Below are 22,134 nucleotides of genomic sequence, written 5' to 3'. Positions count from 1 at the left end.
GGACGTCCTTGGCAGGAGGTGTCAACACGCGTAGTGCTTCAACTCCCGGGCGATGAGCAGGCGCTGGATTTCGCTGGAGCCTTCGTAGATCTGGGTGATGCGTGCGTCCCGGTAGTAACGTTCCACCGGGTAATCCTCCAGGTAACCGTAACCGCCATGGATCTGCACGGCCTTGGAGCACACCCATTCGGCCATCTCTGAGGCGAACAGCTTGGCTTGCGAGGCTTCGGAGAGGCACGGTTTGCAGGCCGTACGCAAACGCGCGGCGTGCAGGATCAACAGGCGTGCGGCATTGATGCGGGTGTGCATGTCGGCTAGCAGATTGGAGACGCTCTGGTGTTCGATGATCGGCTTGTCGAACTGCACGCGCTCGCGGGCGTAAACCAGTGCGGCCTCGAACGCGGCACGGGCAATGCCCAGGGCCTGGGCGGCAATGCCGATTCGACCCCCCTCCAGATTGGACAGGGCGATGGACAGGCCTTTGCCACGCTCCCCCAACAGGCTGTCGGCGGGAACACGGCAGTCGCGCAGGGTCACGGCGCAGGTGTCGGACGCGCGGATGCCCATCTTGTGCTCCATGCGATCCACCGTGTAACCAGGATTGTCGGTGGGCACCAGAAACGCCGAAATGCCCTTTTTACCCAGTTCCGGGTCGGTCACCGCGAACACGATCGCCAGCTGCGCGCGCTTGCCGTTGCTGACGAACTGCTTGGCGCCGTTGATGACCCATTCGCCGTCCTGCAGGTGGGCGCGGGTGCGCAGGTTGTGCGCCTCGGAACCGGCCTGGGGCTCGGTCAGGCAGAAACAGCCGATGGCCTTGCCGCTCGCCAGTTTCTCAAGCCAGGTGTGTTTTTGCGCGTCGCTGCCGTAATTCAGCACCGGGCCGCACCCGACTGAACTGTGGACGCTCATCAGCGTGCCGATGGCGGCATCGGCGGCGGATATTTCCTCCACTGCCAGTGCGTAGGCGACGTAATCGATATAGGTGCCGCCCCATTGTTCGGGGACGATCATGCCCAGCAGGCCCAGTTCGCCCAGCTTGGCGACCACCGCGTCGTCAATCCAGCCGGCCTTCTCCCAGGCGGGGGCGTGGGGGGCGATTTCGTTTTTCGCGAACTCTCGCGCCATGTCGCGGATCATGATGTGTTCTTCGTTCAATTCCAGGTCGTTCATGTCAAGCCTCTTGACCGCTGAAGAAACTGGCCACGAGGTGGGCGTCCAGCGCCTGCACGTGTACCGGGTTCCAGTGCGGTTTCTTGTCTTTGTCGATGATCAGGGCACGGACACCTTCAATCAGGTCGCCGCGTTCGAACCACTGGTTGCCCAGGGAAAGCTCCAGTGCAAAACAGTCTTGCAATGACAGGCGGCGGCCACAGCGCAGCAACTCCAGGGTCACGGCCATCGCCATCGGTGAGCGGGTCTCCATCATGTCGGCGGCGGACATGGCCCAGGCGTGGGTGTCCAGGACGGTGACCTCGCGCAGTTGCTCGATGATGCTGGGGATGTCCGGCAAGCCGAAGAAGTGGTCGATGGCTGTTCGCAGTCTGGCCAGCGCCGGATCGGGCAGATGTTGACTGCCGATCCCGGACAGGACGCCTTGCAGGTCTTTGAGCGGGTCGGTGCGCCAGGCCATGGTGTCCAGCTCGTGATCCAGCTGCGCAAGATGCCGGCTGTCCACGTACCAGTCCGCCAGGCCGCAATACAGCGCGTCGGCCGCCTGAATCTGCAGGCCGGTGACGCCCAGGTAAATCCCCAGCTGCCCCGGCACTCGGGACAGGAAATAGCTGGCGCCGACGTCAGGGAAATAGCCGATGGCCACCTCTGGCATCGCCAGCCGGCTGCGCTCGGTCACCACCCGCAGGTCCACCGCCTGGGCCAGCCCCATGCCGCCGCCCATGACCAGCCCGTCCATCAGCGCCAGCACTGGCTTGCGGTACTGGTGCAGGGCCAGGTCGAGGGCGTATTCCTCGGCGAAGAAATCCTGATGCAGGGTCTGGTTCTGATGAAAACTGTCGTAGAGCGCACGGATGTCGCCGCCTGCGCAAAAGGCTTTTCCCCCCGAACCGCGCAGGACCACGGCGTAGACCGTGTCATCCCGGGCCCACGCATCCAGTTGCTGGTGCAGGCGACGGACCATGTTCAGGTCGATGACGTTCAAGGTGGCAGGGCGATTGAGGGTGAGGTAGCCGATGTGGTTGCGTACTTCGACCAGAACGCTGTCGCGCGCGGAACGTGCTGTGCCAGGCTGGGCCGATACTACCTGTGCCGTCATCAGTGACTCCCTGTGGTGCTCTGTATTGCTTTAAGCGAATAGCGAATAAACCGTCGCGTTGGCCGCAAATCGGTACGCGTTGGAGCGAGGCTTGCCGGCGAAGAGGGTAGTTCACTCACGGCATCCTCACCGATCAGTACGCCACCTTCGCGGGCAAGCCTCGCTTCTGCCGCTTTATTCTTACGCCTGCAAACTGAACAATGCCACCTCTGGCGCTTCACTGATCCAGTGCTCGCTCACGGTCCACCCGGCCTGTGCGGCGAGGGCAGTAAAGGACTCCACGGTAAATTTGTGCGAATTCTCGGTGTGCAGCCGTTCCCCGGCAGCAAAGTGGAAGCTGTGGCCGGCCACTTTCACCACCTGCTCGACCTGGCTGACCAAGTGCATTTCCATGCAGGCCTGCTCGACATTCCACACGGCCAGGTGCTCGAAAGCATCGACGTTGAAGTTGCCCGACAGCTCGCGGTTGATCCGCGTCAGCAGGTTTTTGTTGAACCGCGCGGTCACACCTTCGGCATCATCGTAAGCGGCCACCAGCGTGGTCGGGTCCTTGACCAGATCGACGCCCACGATGAAATGCGCGTTCGGCCCCAGCACTTCATGCGCCCCTTGCAGAAAGTCCACCGCCTGCTCATGGGTGAAATTACCGATGGTCGAGCCCGGGAAGAAGCCGACGCGGGTGTGGCCATTGGCTTGCGCGGGCAGGGTGACCACTCGGGTGAAATCATCAATCTGCGGCGCAACGGTCAGGTTCGGGTAACGCTGACGCAGCGCTTGCGCGGCTTTGTTCAACGCGGTGGCACTGATGTCGATGGGCACGTACACCGCAATGTGCGGCGCGGCATCCAGCACCAGACGGGTCTTTTCACTGGCACCGCTGCCAAATTCCACCAGGGCCGCACCGTCGGGAATCGAGTTGGCGATCTTCGCGGCGGTGCTTTTAAGCAGGCCGGTTTCGGCGCGGGTCGGGTAGTACTCGACGGTTTCACAGATGGCTTCGAACAGGTCCGAGCCGGCGGCGTCGTAGAAATATTTGGGTGACAGGTTTTTGCCGGGCGCCGACAACCCGGCGATCACGTCCCGGGCAAACTCGCTGTCATTGGGATTCACGACGCCGGGCTGGCGACTGTCCCGCGCCAGACGCAGGCCTGACACCACCCAGCGCTTGTCGGCGTGGAAGAAATTGCGATAAGTCACGCGACAGTGTTCCGGCGAAGTCACGCTGGCGCCGCCGCGCAACACCATCTGGTTGATCATGAATTTGCCGTTGTATTCGCCCACCGCGCCCATTGACGGCTTGAAGCCGGGGTAGGCGCTGTACGCGCTCTGCGTCCACTGCCAGGCGACGTCGTCCACTTGCTCAAGCAACCCGGCGCGGGCTGCAGCTTCCCACTCGGCTTCGGTGGGCAGCCGCGCTTCGGCCCAGTTGGCATACGCGGCCGCTTCGTAATAACTGATGTGGGTGACTGGCGCGCCAGGGTCGACCGCCTCAAGCCCGCGCAGGGTCATGCGCTTCCAGCCGTTGTCGTCGTGCTGCCAATAGAGCGGGGCGTTCCAGCCCTGGTCCTGAATCAGGCTCCAGCCTTCGGACAGCCAGAGGGCGGCGGTGTGGTAGCCGCCGTCCGCCATGAAACTCATCCATTCGCCATTGGTGACCAGTCGATCACTGATCTCGAACGGCTGCAGGTACGTGGTGTGGCGAGGGCCTTCGTTGTCGAACGCGAACTTCTGGCTGCCATGGCCGATCTGCGTCAGACCGCCGGCCAAAGGCTTGAACTGACCGCGACGGCCAGCCATGTCCGCTGGCCAGAGCGGGTCATAGGCGGGTTTGAGCGACGAGAGGCTGAGCAGATGGAGGATGTCCATCAGCAGCAGTTCCTGATGCTGCTCTTCATGGGCCAGGCCCAGCTCGATCAGGCTCGACAGCTCACCTGACACGCCGGCCATCAGCAGCGATGCCATGTGCGCGTCGACGTGCTTGCGATACGCCAGCACTTGATCCACGGCGGGGCGCGTCATCAACCCGCGCTGCGGGCGCGGATGACGGGGGCCGACGGCTTCGTAATAGGAGTTGAACAGGTAATTGAACGCCGGATCGAACGGCGTGTAGCCGGCCAGGTTCGGGATCAGCAGAAAGGTTTCGAAGAACCAGGTGGTGTGTGCAATGTGCCACTTGGCCGGGCTGGCATCGGGCATCGACTGCACAACCATGTCCTCGGGGCTGAGCGGCGCGACGAGACGCTCAGTTCGACTGCGTACGCTCTGAAAGCGCCGGCTGAGTTCGTGACTGATGGGTGCATCGCGTAGCTCGCGTGATTGGCGCGTCATTGATCGTTCTCCGGGCCTGCTGTATAGATGATCCTCAGCCCGCCAGCGCAGACTGCCCCGTGCTCACTGGACGGTCATCGAGACCTTGTCGGCGTAAAACGCCACATGACCTTCGATTTCCTTCACGGCCGGGTAGGCGTGTTCATAAGACCAGACCGCATTTTCAGCGGTCTGCCCGCCAGCGTTGAGGCTGTAATAGCTGGCGTCGCCCTTGTATGGGCAATGACTTTGATGCGTGGTCTTTTCGTAATGTTCAATCGAAACATCCGAAAGGGGGATATAGATCACCGGCGGGTAGCTGGCTTCCTGCAGCTGCAGGGCCTGACTGCTCTGGGCCACCTGCGTGCCCTTGAACTGCACGCTGACCGTGCCTTCAAGCGGCGTGATGGTAATGGGGTGATCGGGGCCTGGGGTTCTCATGGTGATAATCCTTGTGGCGGAGGGCCAAAGCGACAAGTAAAGACCATCGCGCCCGGTGTGGTGGATGTGGCGACGGAATGACGGGTCAATGTCTACACCGGGAAACCCGTTTCAACAAAGCGATGAACGAAAAAAGGCGCCATAAGGCGCCTTTTTCGTATTGGGTAAAGCTATCCGGACACCGCTTGGCTTGCGCCTTGGATCACCTTGCGTGATCACTGGATTGCTCCAGCCAGGAGGCGCTCGATCTCATCCGGTCAGTCGCCTCGTTCGCGCATTATAGCGACCGCTAAGCGTTAGGCAACCCTCAAACAGACAGCATTTAGCCAGGGGCGCATTGCAAAACCCGGGCATGCTGCTAATTGTGAGTATTATCCCCCCGCCAAAGGTCTCAGGAACGAATCCATCAGGTCTGCTCAATGAACGACAAGTACACGCCCCACGATTGGGCGCCCCATGAGCGACCTTCGATGCCGGGGTCTCCGTCGACGCCGTTGCACTCGACCCCCAAGCGGTATGCCTTCGCCCTGGTCGGCGTGATCGTGGCGCTGACCGGCGGGTTGGGCAACGCGCTGGTGGTGGCGAACCTGCCTTATCTACAGGGTCCGCTGGGGGCGACTCAGTCGGAAATTGCCTGGCTGCCCGCCGCTTACGTCATGACCAACGTGTCCATGAACCTGTTGCTGGTCAAGTTCCGGCAGCAGTTTGGCTTGCGGGCGTTCACCGAAGTGTTCCTGGTGCTGTACGCGGTGGTGACCTTCGCCCACCTGTTCGTCAACGACATCAACTCGGCCATTGCCGTGCGCGCCGCCCACGGCATGGTGGGCGCAGCGCTGAGTTCGCTGGGCCTGTATTACATGATTCAGGCCTTCCCGCAGAAGTGGCGCATGAAGGCACTGGTGCTGGGACTGGGCACGGCGCAGCTGGCGATCCCGCTGGCCAGGCTGGTGTCCGAGGATCTGTTGCAGATCGCCCAATGGCGCGGGCTGTACCTGTTTGAACTGGGCATGTGCCTGCTGTCACTGGGCTGCGTGCTCACGCTGAAACTGCCACCCGGAGACCGCTTCAAGGCGTTCGAACCCCTCGATTTCCTGACCTTTGCCTTGCTCGCCACCGGTTTTGCGCTGCTGTGTGCGGCGCTGTCGCTGGGGCGTATCGAGTGGTGGTTCGAGGAGCCGTGGATCGGCATGGCCCTGGCAGGATCGATTGCGTTGATTACGGCAGGGCTGGCCATCGAACACAATCGACAGCGACCGCTGCTGATCACGCGCTGGCTGGGCAGCGGCCGGATACTGAGGCTGGCGCTGGGCGTGATCCTGTCACGGGTGGTGCTGTCGGAGCAGGCCACCGGCGCAGTGGGGTTTCTGCAAACCCTCAACATGGGCAGTGAGCAATTGCACACCCTGTACCTGTTCATGCTGCTGGGCAGTCTGGCCGGGTTGCTGGTCAGTGCGCTGACCATTAACCCGCAGCACTTGCTGCTGCCACTGATCATCGCCTTGGCGTTCATGGCCACCGGTTCGTTGATGGACAGTTTTTCCACCAGCCTGACCCGTGAATCCAACATGTACCTGAGCCAGTTCCTGCTGGCCTTCGGCGGCACGTTTTTCCTCGGTCCGACCCTGATCCTCGGCATCAGCGGGGTACTCAGCAATCCACGGAACATGGTCAGCTTCTCGGTGCTGTTCGGGATCACCCAGAACGTCGGCGGCCTGATCGGCTCCTCGTTGCTGGGCACGTTTCAGGTGGTGCGCGAGAAGTTTCACTCCGGCCACATCAACGAACACCTGTCGATGCTCAACCCCCTGATGCAGTCACGCCTGCAGAGCGCCAGCGGCGGTTACGCCTCGGCACTGTCCGACCCGTCCGCGCAGACCAGTCAGGGCATCCGCTCGCTGGCCGCCATCGCCACCCGCGAGGCCAACGTGCTGGCGTACAACGACGTGTTCATGCTGATCGCGGTGATCGCCATTCTGACCATGATCTGGATCAGCACCCGCGCCGTCTGGCTGTGGATGACCACCGAACCTGTCGCACCGTTTACCCCCACTGCACCGACACCATCTGCTCAATCCACTGGCGCCAACCTTTCATGACTGAACCGACCACGCCGCCGTCCGGCAACGCTGCTGCCCCGTCCACCGCCCAGCCCTCGCAAGGCCCTGCGCCGGCGCCCGCAGCCATGCCGGCCACCAACAAACCGCGCTCGGCCCGGGTGCGCCTGGTGTCGTCGATCCTGTTCGGCGGCATCGCGCTGGCGGGGGTGCTCATCGTTTTGTACGCCTGGCAATTGCCTCCGTTCAGCAGCCCCATCGAAAGCACGGAAAACGCCCTGGTGCGTGGTCAGACCACGCTGATCGGCCCGCAACTGAGCGGTTATGTGTACGAAGTGCCGGTGCAGGATTTCCAGTGGGTCAAGCAGGGCGATCTGCTGGTGCGCATCGACGATCGGATTTACAAGCAGCATCTGGATCAGGGCCTGGCGCAACTGGGCGTGCAACAGGCCGCCCTGGCCAACAACATCCAACAGCGACGCAGTGCCGAGGCAACGATATTGCAGCGCCAGGCGGCCGTGGAAAGTGCCGTCGCGCAGGGAATGAAGGCCGCGGCCGATCTGCGCCGCAACAGTGCACTGGTCAGTGACGGCTCGGTGTCGAAAAGCGAGCTGGACGTGACCCGCGCGGCAGACGCTCAGGCCAAGGCCGCCGTGGCCGAAGCCAAGGCGACCCTGGAAATCGCTCGGCAGGACCTGCAGACCGTGATCGTCAATCGTGCCTCGCTGGAGGCGTCGGTGGAAAACGCCAAAGCCACCATCGAACTGGCCCGCATCGATCTGAGCAATACCCGCATCACGGCGCCACGTGATGGCCAGTTGGGCCAGATCGGCGTGCGGCTGGGGGCATACGTCAATTCCGGCGCGCAGTTGATGGCGCTGGTGCCGCGTCCGCGCTGGATCATCGCCAACATGAAAGAAACACAGATGGCCAACGTGCGCCTGGGGCAGCCGGTGACGTTCACGGTGGATGCGCTGGAAGACCGGGAGATGCATGGCCACGTGCAGCGAATCTCCCCGGCGGCAGGCTCTGAATTCAGCCTGCTGCCAGCGGACAATGCGACGGGCAACTTCGTCAAGATCGCCCAGCGCATTCCGGTGCGCATCACGGTCGATGCCGATCAGCCCGACGTCGATCGCCTGCGACCGGGCATGTCGGTGGTGGTCAGCATCGACACCAGCCAGGACGGCGACGTGCCACCGGATCCGGTGGATGGGAAGATTGATCCGGTGCGGTGAGGTTGTGTCGAACATCGAATCTGTGGAACTCGGGACCTGTAGGAGCTGACGAGCCCGTGCGAGGCTGCGAAGCGGTGTGTCAGGCAAATGTGCAGAGCCTGATCCACCGCAATCGCGGCCTCGCTCGGGCTCGTCAGCTCCTACACCAGCAGCTTACCGCCTCAAACATTCCACAACGTTTTACCCAGGAACGTCAGCGTCCGGTCCCACGCCAGTTGCGCCCACACCGGGTCGTACTGAGTGCCGGCAATGCGGCCGAAACCCACGGCGGTTTCGTTGGCGAATCCGTGGTGGGCCAGGTAGCGGTGGAACTCGGTATTGACCCCGCCCTCGGTCAGTTTGGCTTCAAGCGCATCGACGGTTTCCGCCGGGAAGAACAAATCCTGCGTGCCCCAATGCGCCATCACCGGGGCCTTGATGGCGCTGGCGTCCAGGTATTCCAGCGGTGGGCAGCCATACCAGACCACGCCCGCGCTGATTTCCGGGCTGGCATTGAGCGCCAACAGCGTCAACGCGCCGCCCATGCAGAAGCCGGTCACCGCCACCTTGGGCGTGAAGCCATTGAGGTAGAGCACCGCGCCGCGAATGTCTTGGGTGGCGGCGTCGCTGAAATCCAGGCCGTCCATCAAGTGGTGCGCTTCTTCCTCCTCCACCGTGGTCTTGCCGCGAAACAGATCCGGCACCAGTGCCAGGTAGCCCGCTGCGGCCAGCCGGTCGGCGACGCCACGGATCTGATCGTTCAGGCCCCACCATTCTTGAATGACCACCACGGCCGGGGCGCCTTGGGTTTGTTCCGGACTGGCCAGGTAGCCGCTGACTTCCTTGCCGTCGGGGCGGGCGTACGTGATCATTTTTCCAGTGCCGGGCAGGGACAATGTTTGGGACATGTCGATCTCCTGTTGAGTAACGCTGTGATGGGATGAAGTGCTGCGGGTCAGCATACAACGAAGGCGGGCGGCGCAAGATGAACACGACGGGGCGTGGTGTGGGTGATGCGCAAGATGAAGGCTGCGCGGCCAGGGCAATTGGCACTATCCTCTGCCTCCGCCCGTCATCCGGACCTTGCCCCCGATGCTGCACAAAAGCCTCATTCGTCGCCTTGATCTGATCACCCTGCAGCTGTTTGTCGCCGTGCACGAAGAAGGCACGCTGACCCGCGCCGCCGCCCGGGAAGCGATTGCGGTGTCGGCCGCCAGCAAACGCCTGATGGAACTGGAAGAGGCGCTGGGCATCGGCCTGTTCGTGCGCAACGCCAAGGGCATGGTCCTGACCGCTGCCGGGGAAACCCTGCTGCATCACGCCCGGCGCATGCTGTTCGACGTCGAGAAAATGGGCCTGGAACTGGGCGAGCACATTCAGGGCCTGCGCGGTTACGTGCGCATGCTGGCCAACCTGTCGGCGATCATTCAGTTCTTGCCGGAAGACCTGCATGACTTCGTCGCCAGCCATGCCCAGGTCAAGGTCGACCTCGAAGAACGGCCCAGCGGCGGGGTGGTGCAGGGCATCGTCGACGGGGTGGCCGACATCGGCATCTGCTCGGAGGACACCAACGTACAGGACCTGATCAGCGTGCCGTATCACCGGGACAAACTGGTGGTGGTGATGCGCGCGGATCATCCGTTGGCCCGACTCAAGGAGCTCGGTTTCGCCCAGACCCTGGATTTCGATCAGGTCGGGCTGCACGCGGCCAGCTCCATCAACATGCGCATCCATGCGGCAGCGCGGGCGGCGGGGCGGGTGTTGCGCATGCGGATTCATGTGCCGGGGTTCGACGCGGTGTGCCGCATGGTGCAGGCCGACATGGGCATCGGCGTGTTGCCGCAGAAAGCGTATGAACTGTCCGGTCGTGCCTTGGGGCTGACCGCCGTGCCGCTGAATGACGACTGGTCCGAGCGTACGTTGATTCTGGTCACCCGCGAGCACGCCTCGTTGTCGCCGGTGAGTCGTCTGTTGTTCGAGCATTTGCGCGCGATCGACAGGGGCGCGGGGTAGGGACGCGGCTGGCGATGCCGGCATGAGGCTGTGCCGGCAATAGCCACTATCAAGACGGGTGATTTTTGCTGCAGGCGGCGCGGGCGTAGCCTTGGCTCATTCCAGAAACGAGCCGACTTGGAGGCTCCCATGAACCGTCTTGCTACCCTCGCCCTGTTGCTTTCAGTCGCCGTTGTTTCTGGCTGTGCCACCGGGCACCATCCCGAATTGCGTCCCTACACCGCCGAAGAATCCCACCAACTGGCCCTCGAAGACCTGAACCGTCGCGGTTTGTCCTACGAGGAGTACCAGGCCCGCAAAACCCAACTGACCGAACACCCGCAGATCCAGCGGGTGCACGAGTTTGATAACCGGGGTGAGTACAACGCGGATGTCGCACCGGCTAAAGCTGCAAGCCCCAAGCTTCAAGCGGCAAGCTAAAAGCATTGAGTGACGGCGTAATCTTTACCCGCTTCGCTTGTAGCTTGTAGCTTCCCCTCACAGCGCCAACTTCAAATGCCCACCCGCTGCTTTATGCCGTGCGCCGGCCCGGTGTTGCAGGCTCAGTTGAAAGTGTTCCAGCCCTTCATGCAGGCGTTCGGTGAGGACTTCGTCCAGTTCGCCGCCGGCCGGGTGTTCGTCGTCGTAGCTGATCTGGCTGTCGATGGCGTAGATGCCGTGCAGCACTTCCTGGCATTTGAGCGCCGACAGCACCGGTTTGAGCGCGTAATCCACCGCCAGCATGTGGGCGATGCTGCCGCCGGTGGCCAGTGGCAACACCACTTTGCCGTGCAGCGAGCGCTCCGGCAGTAAATCCAGCAGGGTTTTCAGCGCGCCGGAGAAGGAAGCCTTGTACACCGGCGTGCCGATCAACAGGCCATCGGCCTGCTTCACCGCCTCGATGAAGCTGACCACCGCCGGGCTGTCGAAGCGGGCGAACAGCAGGTCTTCGGCGTTGAAGTCATGAATGCGCAGCGCCTTGACCTCCGCGCCATGGTCTTGCAGCCACCGTGCAGCATGTTTGAGCACCACGCCCGAGCGGGATTTCTGCGCCGGGCTGCCTGAAAGTGAAACGACCAACATGCTGAAGATTCCTTGGATCAGGTCACCGCTGTGCAGACTGAGGTCGTGCAGGGAACGTTGAGCGCGAATGTCTTGGCTGATTTTCAACCCTGCCCAGTGCATAGCAGCATGCATGCCAGTGCGGTGAAGCCTTTGGGCGCGCCTGAAAACAGGGGCCGAATGGTTGGTCTCGGGACAGGGCACGTGCAGCGAGCTGCCCAAAAATCCCGACAACTGTTGATGGGGTGTTTCTCCAGCAACACCGTGCTTACCTTTTTACGACTGCTTCGCAGCCGATCGCGGCCTCGCGTTGCTCGTGCGCTCCTACAGGGTGGCGGCCGGTCGGCGTCCATCGTCCGCCGCCGTCCCCGTTGGAGCGAGGCTTGCCCGCGAAGTTAACGACGCGGTTCAACAGGCACACCGCGTTTTCGTTCTTCGCGGGCAAGCCTCGCTCCAACACGCGCGCAAAAAAAATCCCCGCAGTCGGCGCCTGCGAGGATTTTGGTGTTGCGGTTGGCTGGAGCTTCAAGCTGCAAGCCGTAAGCCGTAAGCCGTAAGCCGTAAGCCGTAAGCCGCAAGCCGCAAGCTTCAAGCCTGATGCATGCCGCTTGTAGCTTGTAGCTTAAAGCTTGCAGCTGCTTTTCTTTAGTTCCTAAACATCGCCCCGGTCTGGACAATGTTGTTGGAGCCCAGCAGTTGGCTGATGAAGCGGTTCCAGCGGGTGATGTTGGCCGGTCCGACGAAGACCACATCCTGTGCTTCGAGCTCGAACTGCTTGGCCAGCAGATACCCCGTTGGCTTCTCGGCATCCAAGTGGTAGACGGTCGAACCGTGGGCTGCATCTTGCCCGCCCCGAATCACGTACACCGCATCACCGTTGGCCGCGTCCGGGCTCAGGCCGCCGGATTCGCCCAGCGCTTCGAGCAGCGTCACGCTGGTGGTGCTGAACGAAATAACATGGGGGTTCAACACCTCACCCAACACGTAGATCTTGTTTTTCGAGTTGCTGTTGAGGTGCAGGTAGTCGCCGTCTTTCAAGAAGATCTTGCTCAGTTGCGAGTCCTTGCGGTTGAGCGAATCCACGTCGATGACGTAGTCCTTGCCGTCACGGCGCAGCGTCAGCCCGGCCAGGTTAGCGTCGGTCAGGTCCATACCGGCCTGGCTGATGGCCTGCACCAGACTCAGCGGGATGTTGGTGATCGGCTGCGGGCCGGCCGTTCTGAAAGCTCCGGACAGCAAGACGCGCTGGCTGTTGTAACGCAGGACTTTCACGTCGACCTTGACCTCGGTGTACTGCGGCAACAGGCCCATGCGCAACTGATCACGGATCTGCGAAACGGTTTTGCCGGCGGCCTGCACACGGCCAACGTAGGGGAAGTAAACGGTGCCGTCGTTCAGCACTTCCCTGCTGTTGGCATCCAGCTGTTCAGAGGAGCCCGGCGCCGTCAGCTCAGGGTGTTCAAAGACCGTGACCAGCAAGGTGTCTCCCGGGCCGACGATGTATTCAGGCGTCTTGTAGTTCAGCAATTGCGGCGGTAACGGTTTTGCCAGGGACGCCGCACGCTGTTGCTGCTGTTGAAGCGTGGTGGGGGTGATCTTGATCAGTGTGACATTCGGACCGTCCGGGTCCTTTTCGGTGACTTCATCCAGGGTCATGTGCTGCCCGGGGGCGAACGCACAGCCTTGTAAAATCAGACTGGAAAGCAGCACAACGGCTAACGTTACTTTCATATCGATGATCCTTCTAATAGGTGCGTTCTGGCACCACAGTGATTTCATTGCATCCCTTACCAACACCGAACTTCTGATTACAGGCACTCATGCAGGTGATCACCTCCCGCCGACTGTCGTGGGCCTCGGCCGTTGTTGTGTTTTTGGTAAGTGGGCGTCTTGGCTGAATGGGTGTTTTGGCTGAAGCGTCGTTGCAGGGTCACTAGAAAGCGTTTTTGTTGACGAAGCCTTTGAAGAGCGTCAGCAGGATGATTTTCAGGTCCAGCCACACCGACCAGTGCTCGATGTACTGCAGGTCGAATTCCACGCGTTTCTGCATCTTGTCCAGGGTGTCGGTCTCGCCGCGCCAGCCGTGGATCTGCGCCCAGCCGGTGATCCCCGGCTTGACCTTGTGCCGCAACATGTAGCCCGAGACCTGCTTGCGGTACTGCTCGTTGTGCGCCACGGCGTGGGGCCTGGGCCCGACGATGGACATGTCGCCGCGCAGCACGTTGAAAAACTGCGGCAGCTCGTCCAGCGAGGTGCGCCGCAAAAAGGCGCCCAGCGGCGTGACCCGGCTGTCATTGCGGGTGGCCTGGGTCACCACCTCGCCGTTTTCCTCAACGCTCATGCTGCGAAATTTCCAGACCATGATCGGCCGGCCATCGAGGCCGTAGCGGCGCTGGCGAAACAGCACCGGCCCCGGCGACGTCAGCTTGATGGCGATGGCAATCAACAGCAGCGGCAGGGCGATCATGGCCAGGATCAGGCTCGACAGCACCACGTCTTCAATGCGCTTGACCAGACTCCAGGCGCCGTCCATGGGCGAGTCGAAAATGCTGATGCTCGGCAGCCCGTTAATGCTCTCGCTGCGGGCATGCAACAGCTCGAACATGAACACGTCCGGGATCACGTAGACCGACGCCGTGGTGTCGCTCAACCCCGTGATCAACGACTGCAGCCGCACCTGGCTGTCCAGGTTCAGGGTGATGTAGACCTTGTCGATCCGACCCTCCCGGGCATCGACGATCAACTGGTCCAGATCCCCCAGTACCGGGATCCGTCGACCGATGCGCGCCAGGTCCATCTGTTGCGGCTGCTCGTCGTAAAAGCCCAGCAGCTGGAGCCCCATCCACGGCGCGCTTTCGATGGATTTGGCCAGGCGTTCGGCGCACAGGCCGGTGCCCGCGACCGCCACACGACGGGTGTTGAAGCCGTGGCTGCGCAACCCGTGCAGCAGGCTGCGAATCCCCAGGCGGTAACCGCACAGCCCCAACAGCACGGCGGCGAACCAGGCCATCTGGCCGTTATCCGGCAACTCGGCGTGCTTGAGCAGCAGGTAATCCACCGACAGCAGGATGACGAACGTCAGCCCCCAGAAGTTGAAGACCTTGAGCAGCTCGCGCACGATCCGTTCCCCGCGCCACGACCCGTACAACTGGTGGTAATCCCCCAGCCAGTGAAACACCAGCACCGCCAGCAGAATCTGAATCCACACCTCGGAGGTCATCGACGTGCCGGTGAACGCACTCTGGCCATACCCGCCCAACACAATCACCGTCAGGTCCAGCAGACGATGAGCAACCGACAACGACGACTGATGAGCCTTGAGGATGCCGCGCAGTGGGGTTCGCATGAGGTTGCTCGCTCAGACAGATTTGATCGGAACGACCCGGCCGGACATTTCATTACTGACCAGCGACGGCATGGCCTGGAGCGGCCGGTACTGCGCCGGCACCCGCGCCTGGCGCGCCACGCTCAGACGAATTTCAACGAACTGACGCATCTCGGTTTCAAAGCGCGCTTCGGAGAAACGCTCGGCGTTGTTGCGGCACGCCTGGGCGGTGATCCGCGACTGTGACGCTTCGAACTCGGTGACCGCTGCCACCAGCGATTCCACAGTTTGCTGGGGGTAAAACACGCCGGTGGGCTGTGGGTGATCCAGGCCGCAGACGGTTTCCAGGGTGCCGCCCTTGCCGAAGGCGATCACCGGCGTGCCACAGGCTTGGGCTTCTACCGGGCTGATCCCGAAATCCTCTTCGGCGGCAAACACAAACGCCTTGGCGTTGCGCATGTGCTCCAGCAACACCGGGAACGGCTGGTACCCGAGCAGGGTGACGTTGGGCGCGTCGATGGCCCGGGCCTTTTCCATTTCAGGGCCGTCGCCGATCACGATCAGACGTTTGTCCGGCATGGCCGCGAAGGCTTCGATGATCATCGGCATGCGCTTGTACGGCACCATGCGCGAGGCGGTGAAGTAGTACTCCTGCTTGGTTTCCTGCAGGGTGAACCCTTGCGTGTTCACCGGCGGGTAAATCACGGTGGACTCGCGGCGATAGGCCTTGGCAATCCGCCCGCTGATGAAATGCGAGTTGGCGATGAAGTCGTCGACCCCGGCAGCGGTGCGCTGATCCCACATGCGCATGTAGTGCAGGATCATCCGCGCCATCTTGCTCTTCAGACCACTGGCAAGACCGGCTTCCTGCAAGTACTGGTGCTGCAGGTCCCAGGCGTAGCGGATGGGCGAGTGCACGTAGCTGATGTGCGTCTGGTCCGGGCCGCACAACACGCCTTTGGCCACCGCGTGACTGCTGCTGATGATCAGGTCGTAACCGGACAAGTCCAGTTGCTCGATGGCCATCGGCATCAGCGGCAGGTAGCGCTGATAACGGGTCTTGGCTTTGGGCAGGCGTTGAATGAAGGTGGTTTTCGCGACTTTGCCACCCAAATGGGCACGGTCATCGTCGCTGAGGAAATCGATGACGGAAAACAGGTCCGCCTCGGGCCAGATATTGATCAGTGAAGCCAGTACCCGTTCGGCACCGGCGTACGTCACCAGCCAGTCGTGGACGATTGCAATTTTCATTGGAATTCTCTGCATTAGCGGCCGAAGAAAAAACCTTCGCGTAGTGCCCGGCCCGCGAGGGGAGTCCCACTTCCTTGTTGACGCAGGCGCTACTTCAGACGCTGACAGGGTGCGTCTTGGCATTGCGGTTGTTGAGGCGTTTGCCCCATTGGATAAAGGGCGTTTCGATCACCCGGAAGCTCAGGTGGGCGAAAACCAGGGTCAGTACGGTGGCAAACACCGCGAGGGTCAGCGCGGAGGCGCCGGTGGGGCCGAGCAGCACTTCGCTCAGCATCAACATCGACGGGTGCAGCAAGTACAGCGAGTAACTCACCGCCCCCAGCCAGACCAACGCCGGATGATTGAGGCGTACGCGTTGGGTCAGCAGCAGGAAACTGCTGATGGCCGCAGCGTAGGTGAACAGGTAGCGGCCCCAGGTTTCGCCGGTGCCCATGTCTTTGCTGTAGGCCATGATCAGGGTCGGCGGCAGCAGCACGATAAAACCGAGTAGCAGCACCACCAGGTTGCGCGTGAGTTTGCGGCGGTGTTCGCCCAGCAGCCATTGGCGCCAGACCGAACCGAAGAACATCAGCGACAAGGCCAGCGGCAGCGCCACCGGCAACTTGCGTTCGGTCAGGGCGCGCACGACGCCCATGGCCAGCGCCATCAGCAGAAATACCAGCGCGCAGCGGCTGCGAAAGGTCAGGTCGTAGAGCTTGCCGGCGACGAACAACGCCAGGCACAGGGCGTAAAACACCACTTCAATGAACAGCGTCCAGTACAGCCCGATCACGTCTTCAACGCCCAGGGCCGCTTGCACCATGGTCAGGTTGGCGACGATCTGCGGCCACCCGGGGAGCTCGGCACCGGTCAGCTTCAGCATCACCAGAAATACCAGCAACGACAGCCAGTAGGCCGGGTACAAGCGCATCACCCGGGAGATCAGAAAGCGCCGTGGCCCGTCAGGCCCGGGTTTGAGACTGAACGGGATCACCACGCCGCTGATCATGAAAAACCACAACACCCCCAGCTTGCCCGGGTCGATCAGGTAATCGAGGACCCAGACGTGCCCGATCAGCGGGGCGTACAGGTGCGTGAACACCACCAACAAGGCGGCGATGCCACGCAGAGCATCCAGATAGGCCAGACGTTTCATGCACATGCCTCACAGCTTGCTCGAAGAAGATTCGCGCTGCAGGGTGTCGCCGGCGGTGGCGGGGCTGCGCCGATCCCGGCTGGTGTTGATCAGCGTGTCGATACGCTGCGAGACCCGTCGCGCCGAGTCCTCCCAGGAAAACCGGGCCACGTTGATCAGCCCGCGCCGACGCAGGGACTGGCGCAGCGGCAGATCGATGAGGATGCGTTCCATGGCGGCGGCCATGTGGCCGACGTCCGTCGGGTCGAAATACAGGGCGCTGGCTTGCAGCACTTCCGGGATCGACGCCGCGTTGGCCGCCAGCACCGGGCAACCGCAGGCCTGTGCTTCCAGGGGCGGGATGCCGAACCCTTCGTACAACGACGGGAAGACGAACGCCGCCGCGCCCTGGTACTGGGCAATCAGCTCGCTGTCACTGAGGCGTCCGAGGAAGCGGATGCGCGGGTCACGGGCGGCCAGGCGCTGCAGGCTGTCATCGTTGAAGACCTCGCTGGCCGCGCCGACGATGTGCAGTTGCAGGTCGTCGTGGTTACGCAGCATCAGGAACGCCTGGATCATCCGGGCGAAGTTCTTGTGCGCGCTGGGCGACGACACGGCGAGCAAGTAGTCCGGAGCGTCGATGACCGGCGCGGCAGGTTGGAAGGCCTCGCTGACGGCATTGGGCACCACCACGATTTTGTGTTCCGGGAAACGGTAGAACTGCGAAATCTCGCCCTTGGAAAACTGGCTCACGGTCAACAGGGTCTTGATCCGTGACAGCATGATCGGCGTCATGCTCCGGTACAGCGCGCGAAAGGTGCGGGTGTAGCTTTCCGGGTGACGCACGTACGTGATGTCGTGGTGGGTGGCGATCTGGTTGCCGTAAAACAGCGGGGCGGTGCTGCACAGGGAAATCAGCAACGGGCTACCATGGCGCTTGAGGTACAGCGGCAGGTCCAGTTGCTCCCACAGGTGACCGCTGTGGCGACCGATGCATTGCACGTCCAGCGCCTGGGCGCTTTCGTGCATCTTGATGCCATGGGGCGCGACGAAAACCACGTCATCGCGCAGCTGCTTGAGTGCCAGGCAGGTCTGTTCGGCAAAGCGCTGGACACCGCGCAGATCCTGGGTAAGAAAGCGAGCATTGATCACAATCATCGGGGCGACCTGTTATTAAAAGTGATGGGCCGTTGCAAATCGGTCAGGGCAGGGCGAACAGTGCCGGCCGGTTGCCCAGGCTGATGATTTTCGGAAACTCGTCGATCGGCACTTGCGCCGAGCAGCGACCGTCGTTGCAGGACCACGGGATGCCGCTGTCCACCAGGCCGATCTGCGGTTGCGCGGTGTCGATGTAATGCACATTGCCGTGCAGCACGCTGCTGGCGTCGACCTTGATGGGCCGCGCCAGTCCCGTGCTCCAGGCCACCAGCACCTGCTCCGATCCCTTGGCAAAACGCAGCAGAAACTGCGATTCGGTCTCGCGGCTCTTTTCGGCGTCGTAGCGAAAGTCATGCAGCGTCGGGCTGATGGCTTTCAGCGTCAGGTACGCCGGCTTGACGCTGAGGTCCTGATTGAGCAGCCCGAAATTCTGTTCCGGGTCGCGGCGGTCGGCGCCGTCGTTGAGCAGGCTGTTCCACCACATGCCCTTGATGTCCGGCAGCGTCTGGGCCAGGAAGAAACTGCGCGCCAGGTACGCCGCCTGCAGCTGCTCGCTGACCCCGCATTTGCCGTCGTTGCTCGGCCAGCCCATCTCCGTGAGGTACAACGGCACGGGCCGCGCGGCGATGGTCCGCAGGTCCGCATCTACCCAGCGCAACCAGGCAATCCAGCGTTCAGGGGTATGACGTTCCTCGAAGCGGCAATGCACGTACGGGTGCAGCGACAGGCCGTCCACATGGTCGAGAATCCCTGATTCGGCCAAGCGGTCGGCAAACCCCAGGTCCATGCCCTGGCTGGTGACCGCGCCCGCCAGAATCACCATCGGCCGCTCATTTCTGCGGATGCGCCGGGCACTTTCCGCCACCAGCAGGCTGTAGTCCTGGGCGAACATGGGGTCCACCGGGTTTTCCTTGTCCCACTCGTTCCAGATTTCGTAGAAATCTACGCTGTCGGTCAGTTGCCGGGTGACAAAGTTGACGTAGTTGCCGAACGCCTCTCTGACGGCAGGGACGCGCGGCTTGGCGTAGTTGTCGTAGAACGGGCTGCCGTAACCGAGGACCAGCAGCGGGCGTAAATGATGTTCCTGGGCCTTGCTCAAATAGGCCTGCCAGGCCGGGTCAATCCTCATCAGGCCGCGTCGGGGCTCGGCGGTCGACCAGTAGGCATCGTCGCGAACCGAGTCGACGCCGGCCGCTTCGAGCATCTGCAATGCCTTGGCCGACGTCGTGCTTTTGTTCATCAAATGCGTGGTCACGCCGACAATGAACGGCTCATCGGCGAAGACTGCACAGTTAAAGAACAAGCCCAGCAGGAGAACCATCAACGGTTTCCTTAACGTTGTCAGGTGCGTGTCGGGCATGGTGTGTCTCAATCAAGAGGCGCGGTCCGGAGCGCTTGCTCAGGTAAGTCTCGGCCCGAAAGGAGGGCATCGGTGTCGGCGGTTGCACATGTCGGTGATTTCAGTGGGTCCAAGGAGGCGTCACACCGCGTTGCTGGCAATCACGGGGGTATGGCGCGTGGCGTTGTCCTGCACGGTCTGGGTGAAGATGCTTTCGTAGCTGTCGAGCATCAGCTCCACGCTCAACAGCGCCGCGACGCTGACCCGGGCTTGCTGGCTCAGGCGACGCAGCAAATCCGGTTGCTGGTACAGCTTGAGCATGGCGTGGCCCAGGGAGTCGGGGTCACCCGGGTTGCACAACAGACCGTTGAGCGAGTCCTGAATGATTTCCGGCAGGCCGCCCATGCGACTGGCGATCACCGGCACCGAATGGGCACAGGCTTCAACGGCCACCAGCCCGAAGGGCTCGTTCCAGATCGACGGCACGACAGCGACGTCGATCTGGCTGTAGAATGCCTCCGGCTTCTGGTAACCGACGAAGCTGATCTTGGGCGAGGTCGCCAGCGCCTTGAGCTGGGTCTCGTCATTGAGCTGACCCCGGCCGGCGATCTGCAGCGTCGCGTCGAACGGCAGGCGCTGGAATTGCTCGATCAACCAGCGCACGCCTTTTTGATCCGACAGCGTGCCCATGTAACCGAAACGCAGGGGCGTCTTCTTCACCAGCGGATCCACCCGGCGCACCACGGCCGGTGGGCTTGGCACGGCGGCGTAAGGGCTGGCGTTGTGCACCACGTAACCCCGGGCGCCTTTGAAGTAGCCCTGTTGCTGCAGTTTCTCCAGCATGAAGCCGCTGACCCCGACCACTGTCGAGACCTGCGCCGAGCGAACATCGTGGCCCTTGCGGAACTGCTGGCAGCTGCCGCACGGCTGCTGGCAGCAACGGCCCTTTTTGAACATGTTGCTGCCGGGGCACATCAGGTACATGTCATGCAGCACCTGGACGATGGGCAGCCCGGCTTCGGTGATTTCATCCCACACCGACACCGACCAGCCCGCCAGGTTATGGCACACCACCACGTCCGGCCGTTGCTGCTTGATCACCTGTTTGACGTACGCCCGCATCGCGCCGTTGTAGCGGTCACGCAGGTGCCAGCCCAGACGCGCCAGCCGGCCGGGCCGTTGCGAGGTGAAATGCCAGAAAAAGTTACGCAGTCTGGCGCGGTACACCTTGACCTGGTTGACGGTGTCGACCACCAGACCGTCGTCGGGCCCGGTGACTAGCACGCTGACCTGGTAGCCGCGCTGCTGCAGGCCTTCGGCGGTGCGCTGGAGAATGATCTCGGCGCCGCCGCCGATGTGCGGCGAATAGAGGCTGCTGATAAAGAGAATATTCATAGCGGATACGACCGGTTGAGGCCCAGTACGCCGGACTCGCCGTCTCGGATGGCTTTTTCGATCAGGTTCAGGCGTGCTTCAGCCCCGCGTCGCTTGGCAATCAGGCGCAGCAGGCGGAAGAACACCCAACGGTTGAGCCCGTACAGCATCGAGGAGTTGGACCAGATGTTCTTGTCGAACCACGCCTGATTGCGCGCGCCGTAATACGCCCGCAAGTCCGAGCCGCCCAGCAGGAAACTCTCGTAGATGTTGTTGGTGCGCGCCTTGATGTTCCACGAACTTTCCAGGTCATCGAGCAGGGCGTCCGGCACCAGGAAAATCCGCCCGCCGCCGGCGGTGATGCGCCAGGTGTATTCGCTGTCGTCGGCGTACAGCATCAGCGCGTCCAGCGGCAGACCGATACGGCGGTACAGATTGCGGTGGGCCAGCAGGCCGCCGTAGGTCGCAAACGGCAATTGCACCAGCGGCAGCTTTTTCTCCGGTTGCTGCGGCGCGCCCCATGGCAGGCGGCGCCAGATCTTGTAGGGCAGCTGGGCGATGTGAAAGCCGAAGAAGCTTGAGCGGCGCTGAATGGCAAAGCGCTTAGGCACGCCGGCGGCGATGTCGGCCTGATGTGTCGGGCGGAAACCCAGCACGGCGGCCTTGTCCTCGCCGTCGATGATTTTCCGGTCTTCCAGCACGCTGTGCAGGGTGGCGATGGCGTTGATGGTCGGCGCGTTGTCGTCGTCCATCAGCCAGATGTGCTCGGCCCCGGCGTCCAGCGCCGCTTGAATCCCCACCGAGTAGCCACGGGCAGAGCCGGTGTTCTCGTGCAGGTAAATCACGCTGACCTGATCAGGCCAGTTGCACCGCAGCGTCTCCAACGGCGCCGTCGACGCGTTGCTGACGATGATGACACGGTCGATCAGCGGGCTTTCCAGCGACCGGCTGACCAGCGTGTGCAGGTAGTTGAAACGATCACCATAGGTGAGCGTCACCAAAGTCGTTTTTCGAGTCATGGTGAGTTCCGGGGCGAAGAGGGACGATCAGCCGCGCGGAGGGCACGGCCAAGGGAAGACGAAGAGGTGAATTCAGGGGTAGGCGCGAACGTGTTCACGAAGCGGTGTATCACAACGCTCGACGCGCCGAAGCTGAGGCTGACCCTGTAGGAGCTGACGACCAGCGGGAGGCTGCGATTGCGGTGTGTCAGGCAAACCGCATCGCAGCC

Annotated in this window: 18 protein-coding genes; 4 read left to right on the top strand and 14 right to left on the bottom strand. The window is 62.3% G+C overall.

Annotated elements, in window-relative coordinates; genetic code table 11:
* Positions 1 to 21: 21 nt before the first annotated feature.
* The 4 genes from ABQX22_RS23175 to ABQX22_RS23160 all read right to left on the bottom strand — a co-directional run bounded on the left by ABQX22_RS23175 (position 22) and on the right by ABQX22_RS23160 (position 5,020).
* Positions 22 to 1,173, bottom strand: a complete 1,152-nt coding sequence (locus ABQX22_RS23175) for an acyl-CoA dehydrogenase family protein (RefSeq protein WP_441005319.1) — start codon at positions 1,171 to 1,173, stop codon at positions 22 to 24.
* A 1-nt stretch (position 1,174) separates the two neighbouring features.
* Entirely contained in the window at positions 1,175 to 2,272 is a 1,098-nt protein-coding gene (locus tag ABQX22_RS23170) for an enoyl-CoA hydratase/isomerase family protein (RefSeq protein WP_349802208.1), read from the bottom strand.
* A 180-nt stretch (positions 2,273 to 2,452) separates the two neighbouring features.
* The gene (gene egtB, locus ABQX22_RS23165; protein ID WP_349802207.1) at positions 2,453 to 4,600 is read right to left on the bottom strand and encodes an ergothioneine biosynthesis protein EgtB; all 2,148 of its coding nucleotides are present in this window, start codon (positions 4,598 to 4,600) and stop codon (positions 2,453 to 2,455) included.
* A 63-nt stretch (positions 4,601 to 4,663) separates the two neighbouring features.
* On the bottom strand, positions 4,664 to 5,020 hold the full coding sequence (locus tag ABQX22_RS23160) for a DUF427 domain-containing protein (RefSeq protein ID WP_349802206.1): 357 nt from the start codon (positions 5,018 to 5,020) through the stop codon (positions 4,664 to 4,666).
* A gap of 419 nt (positions 5,021 to 5,439) precedes the next feature.
* Here ABQX22_RS23160 and ABQX22_RS23155 point away from each other — a divergent pair, with 419 nt between their 5' ends.
* On the top strand, positions 5,440 to 7,116 hold the full coding sequence (locus ABQX22_RS23155) for an MFS transporter (RefSeq protein WP_349802205.1): 1,677 nt from the start codon (positions 5,440 to 5,442) through the stop codon (positions 7,114 to 7,116).
* An 86-nt stretch (positions 7,117 to 7,202) separates the two neighbouring features.
* A complete protein-coding gene (locus ABQX22_RS23150; protein WP_349802250.1) occupies positions 7,203 to 8,312 on the top strand; it encodes an HlyD family secretion protein in 1,110 nt (369 codons plus the stop codon).
* Positions 8,313 to 8,473: 161 nt separating this feature from the next.
* Here ABQX22_RS23150 and ABQX22_RS23145 read toward each other — a convergent pair whose 3' ends face one another.
* Positions 8,474 to 9,199 (bottom strand): dienelactone hydrolase family protein, encoded by a 726-nt coding sequence (locus ABQX22_RS23145; protein WP_349802204.1) that lies wholly within the window; start codon positions 9,197 to 9,199, stop codon positions 8,474 to 8,476.
* Positions 9,200 to 9,383: 184 nt separating this feature from the next.
* Here ABQX22_RS23145 and ABQX22_RS23140 point away from each other — a divergent pair, with 184 nt between their 5' ends.
* Together ABQX22_RS23140 and ABQX22_RS23135 are read left to right on the top strand one after the other, a co-directional pair.
* Positions 9,384 to 10,304 carry a LysR substrate-binding domain-containing protein gene (locus ABQX22_RS23140; protein WP_349802203.1) on the top strand — a complete coding sequence of 307 codons (921 nt, stop codon included), beginning with the start codon at positions 9,384 to 9,386 and terminating at the stop codon, positions 10,302 to 10,304.
* Positions 10,305 to 10,433: 129 nt separating this feature from the next.
* The gene (locus tag ABQX22_RS23135) at positions 10,434 to 10,724 is read left to right on the top strand and encodes a hypothetical protein (RefSeq protein WP_349802202.1); all 291 of its coding nucleotides are present in this window, start codon (positions 10,434 to 10,436) and stop codon (positions 10,722 to 10,724) included.
* A 57-nt stretch (positions 10,725 to 10,781) separates the two neighbouring features.
* Here ABQX22_RS23135 and ssuE read toward each other — a convergent pair whose 3' ends face one another.
* From ssuE to ABQX22_RS23090, 9 genes are all read right to left on the bottom strand, one after another.
* On the bottom strand, positions 10,782 to 11,366 hold the full coding sequence (gene ssuE, locus ABQX22_RS23130; RefSeq protein ID WP_349802201.1) for an NADPH-dependent FMN reductase: 585 nt from the start codon (positions 11,364 to 11,366) through the stop codon (positions 10,782 to 10,784).
* A 624-nt stretch (positions 11,367 to 11,990) separates the two neighbouring features.
* On the bottom strand, positions 11,991 to 13,076 hold the full coding sequence (locus ABQX22_RS23125; RefSeq protein WP_349802200.1) for a polysaccharide biosynthesis/export family protein: 1,086 nt from the start codon (positions 13,074 to 13,076) through the stop codon (positions 11,991 to 11,993).
* 202 nt (positions 13,077 to 13,278) lie between these two features.
* A complete protein-coding gene (locus ABQX22_RS23120; protein WP_349802199.1) occupies positions 13,279 to 14,691 on the bottom strand; it encodes an undecaprenyl-phosphate glucose phosphotransferase in 1,413 nt (470 codons plus the stop codon).
* Between the two features lie 12 nt (positions 14,692 to 14,703).
* Positions 14,704 to 15,921, bottom strand: coding sequence for a glycosyltransferase family 4 protein (locus ABQX22_RS23115; RefSeq protein WP_349802198.1), 1,218 nt, complete (start codon positions 15,919 to 15,921; stop codon positions 14,704 to 14,706).
* Between the two features lie 94 nt (positions 15,922 to 16,015).
* Positions 16,016 to 17,056, bottom strand: a complete 1,041-nt coding sequence (locus ABQX22_RS23110) for an acyltransferase family protein (protein WP_349802197.1) — start codon at positions 17,054 to 17,056, stop codon at positions 16,016 to 16,018.
* Between the two features lie 9 nt (positions 17,057 to 17,065).
* Entirely contained in the window at positions 17,066 to 18,193 is a 1,128-nt protein-coding gene (locus ABQX22_RS23105) for a glycosyltransferase family 4 protein (protein ID WP_349802196.1), read from the bottom strand.
* A 43-nt stretch (positions 18,194 to 18,236) separates the two neighbouring features.
* Entirely contained in the window at positions 18,237 to 19,514 is a 1,278-nt protein-coding gene (locus tag ABQX22_RS23100; protein WP_349802195.1) for a hypothetical protein, read from the bottom strand.
* Between the two features lie 159 nt (positions 19,515 to 19,673).
* Positions 19,674 to 20,927 (bottom strand): glycosyltransferase family 4 protein, encoded by a 1,254-nt coding sequence (locus ABQX22_RS23095; RefSeq protein ID WP_349802194.1) that lies wholly within the window; start codon positions 20,925 to 20,927, stop codon positions 19,674 to 19,676.
* The gene (locus ABQX22_RS23090; RefSeq protein ID WP_349802193.1) at positions 20,924 to 21,925 is read right to left on the bottom strand and encodes a glycosyltransferase; all 1,002 of its coding nucleotides are present in this window, start codon (positions 21,923 to 21,925) and stop codon (positions 20,924 to 20,926) included. Before ABQX22_RS23090 ends, ABQX22_RS23095 begins: the two co-directional genes overlap by 4 nt.
* Positions 21,926 to 22,134 lie beyond the last annotated feature (209 nt).

This window comes from Xanthomonas sp. WHRI 1810A, assembly GCF_040202885.1.
Lineage (GTDB): Bacteria > Pseudomonadota > Gammaproteobacteria > Pseudomonadales > Pseudomonadaceae > Aquipseudomonas.
Note: the sequence above shows the minus strand (reverse complement) of the source record. Positions and strands in the feature narration are given on the sequence as shown.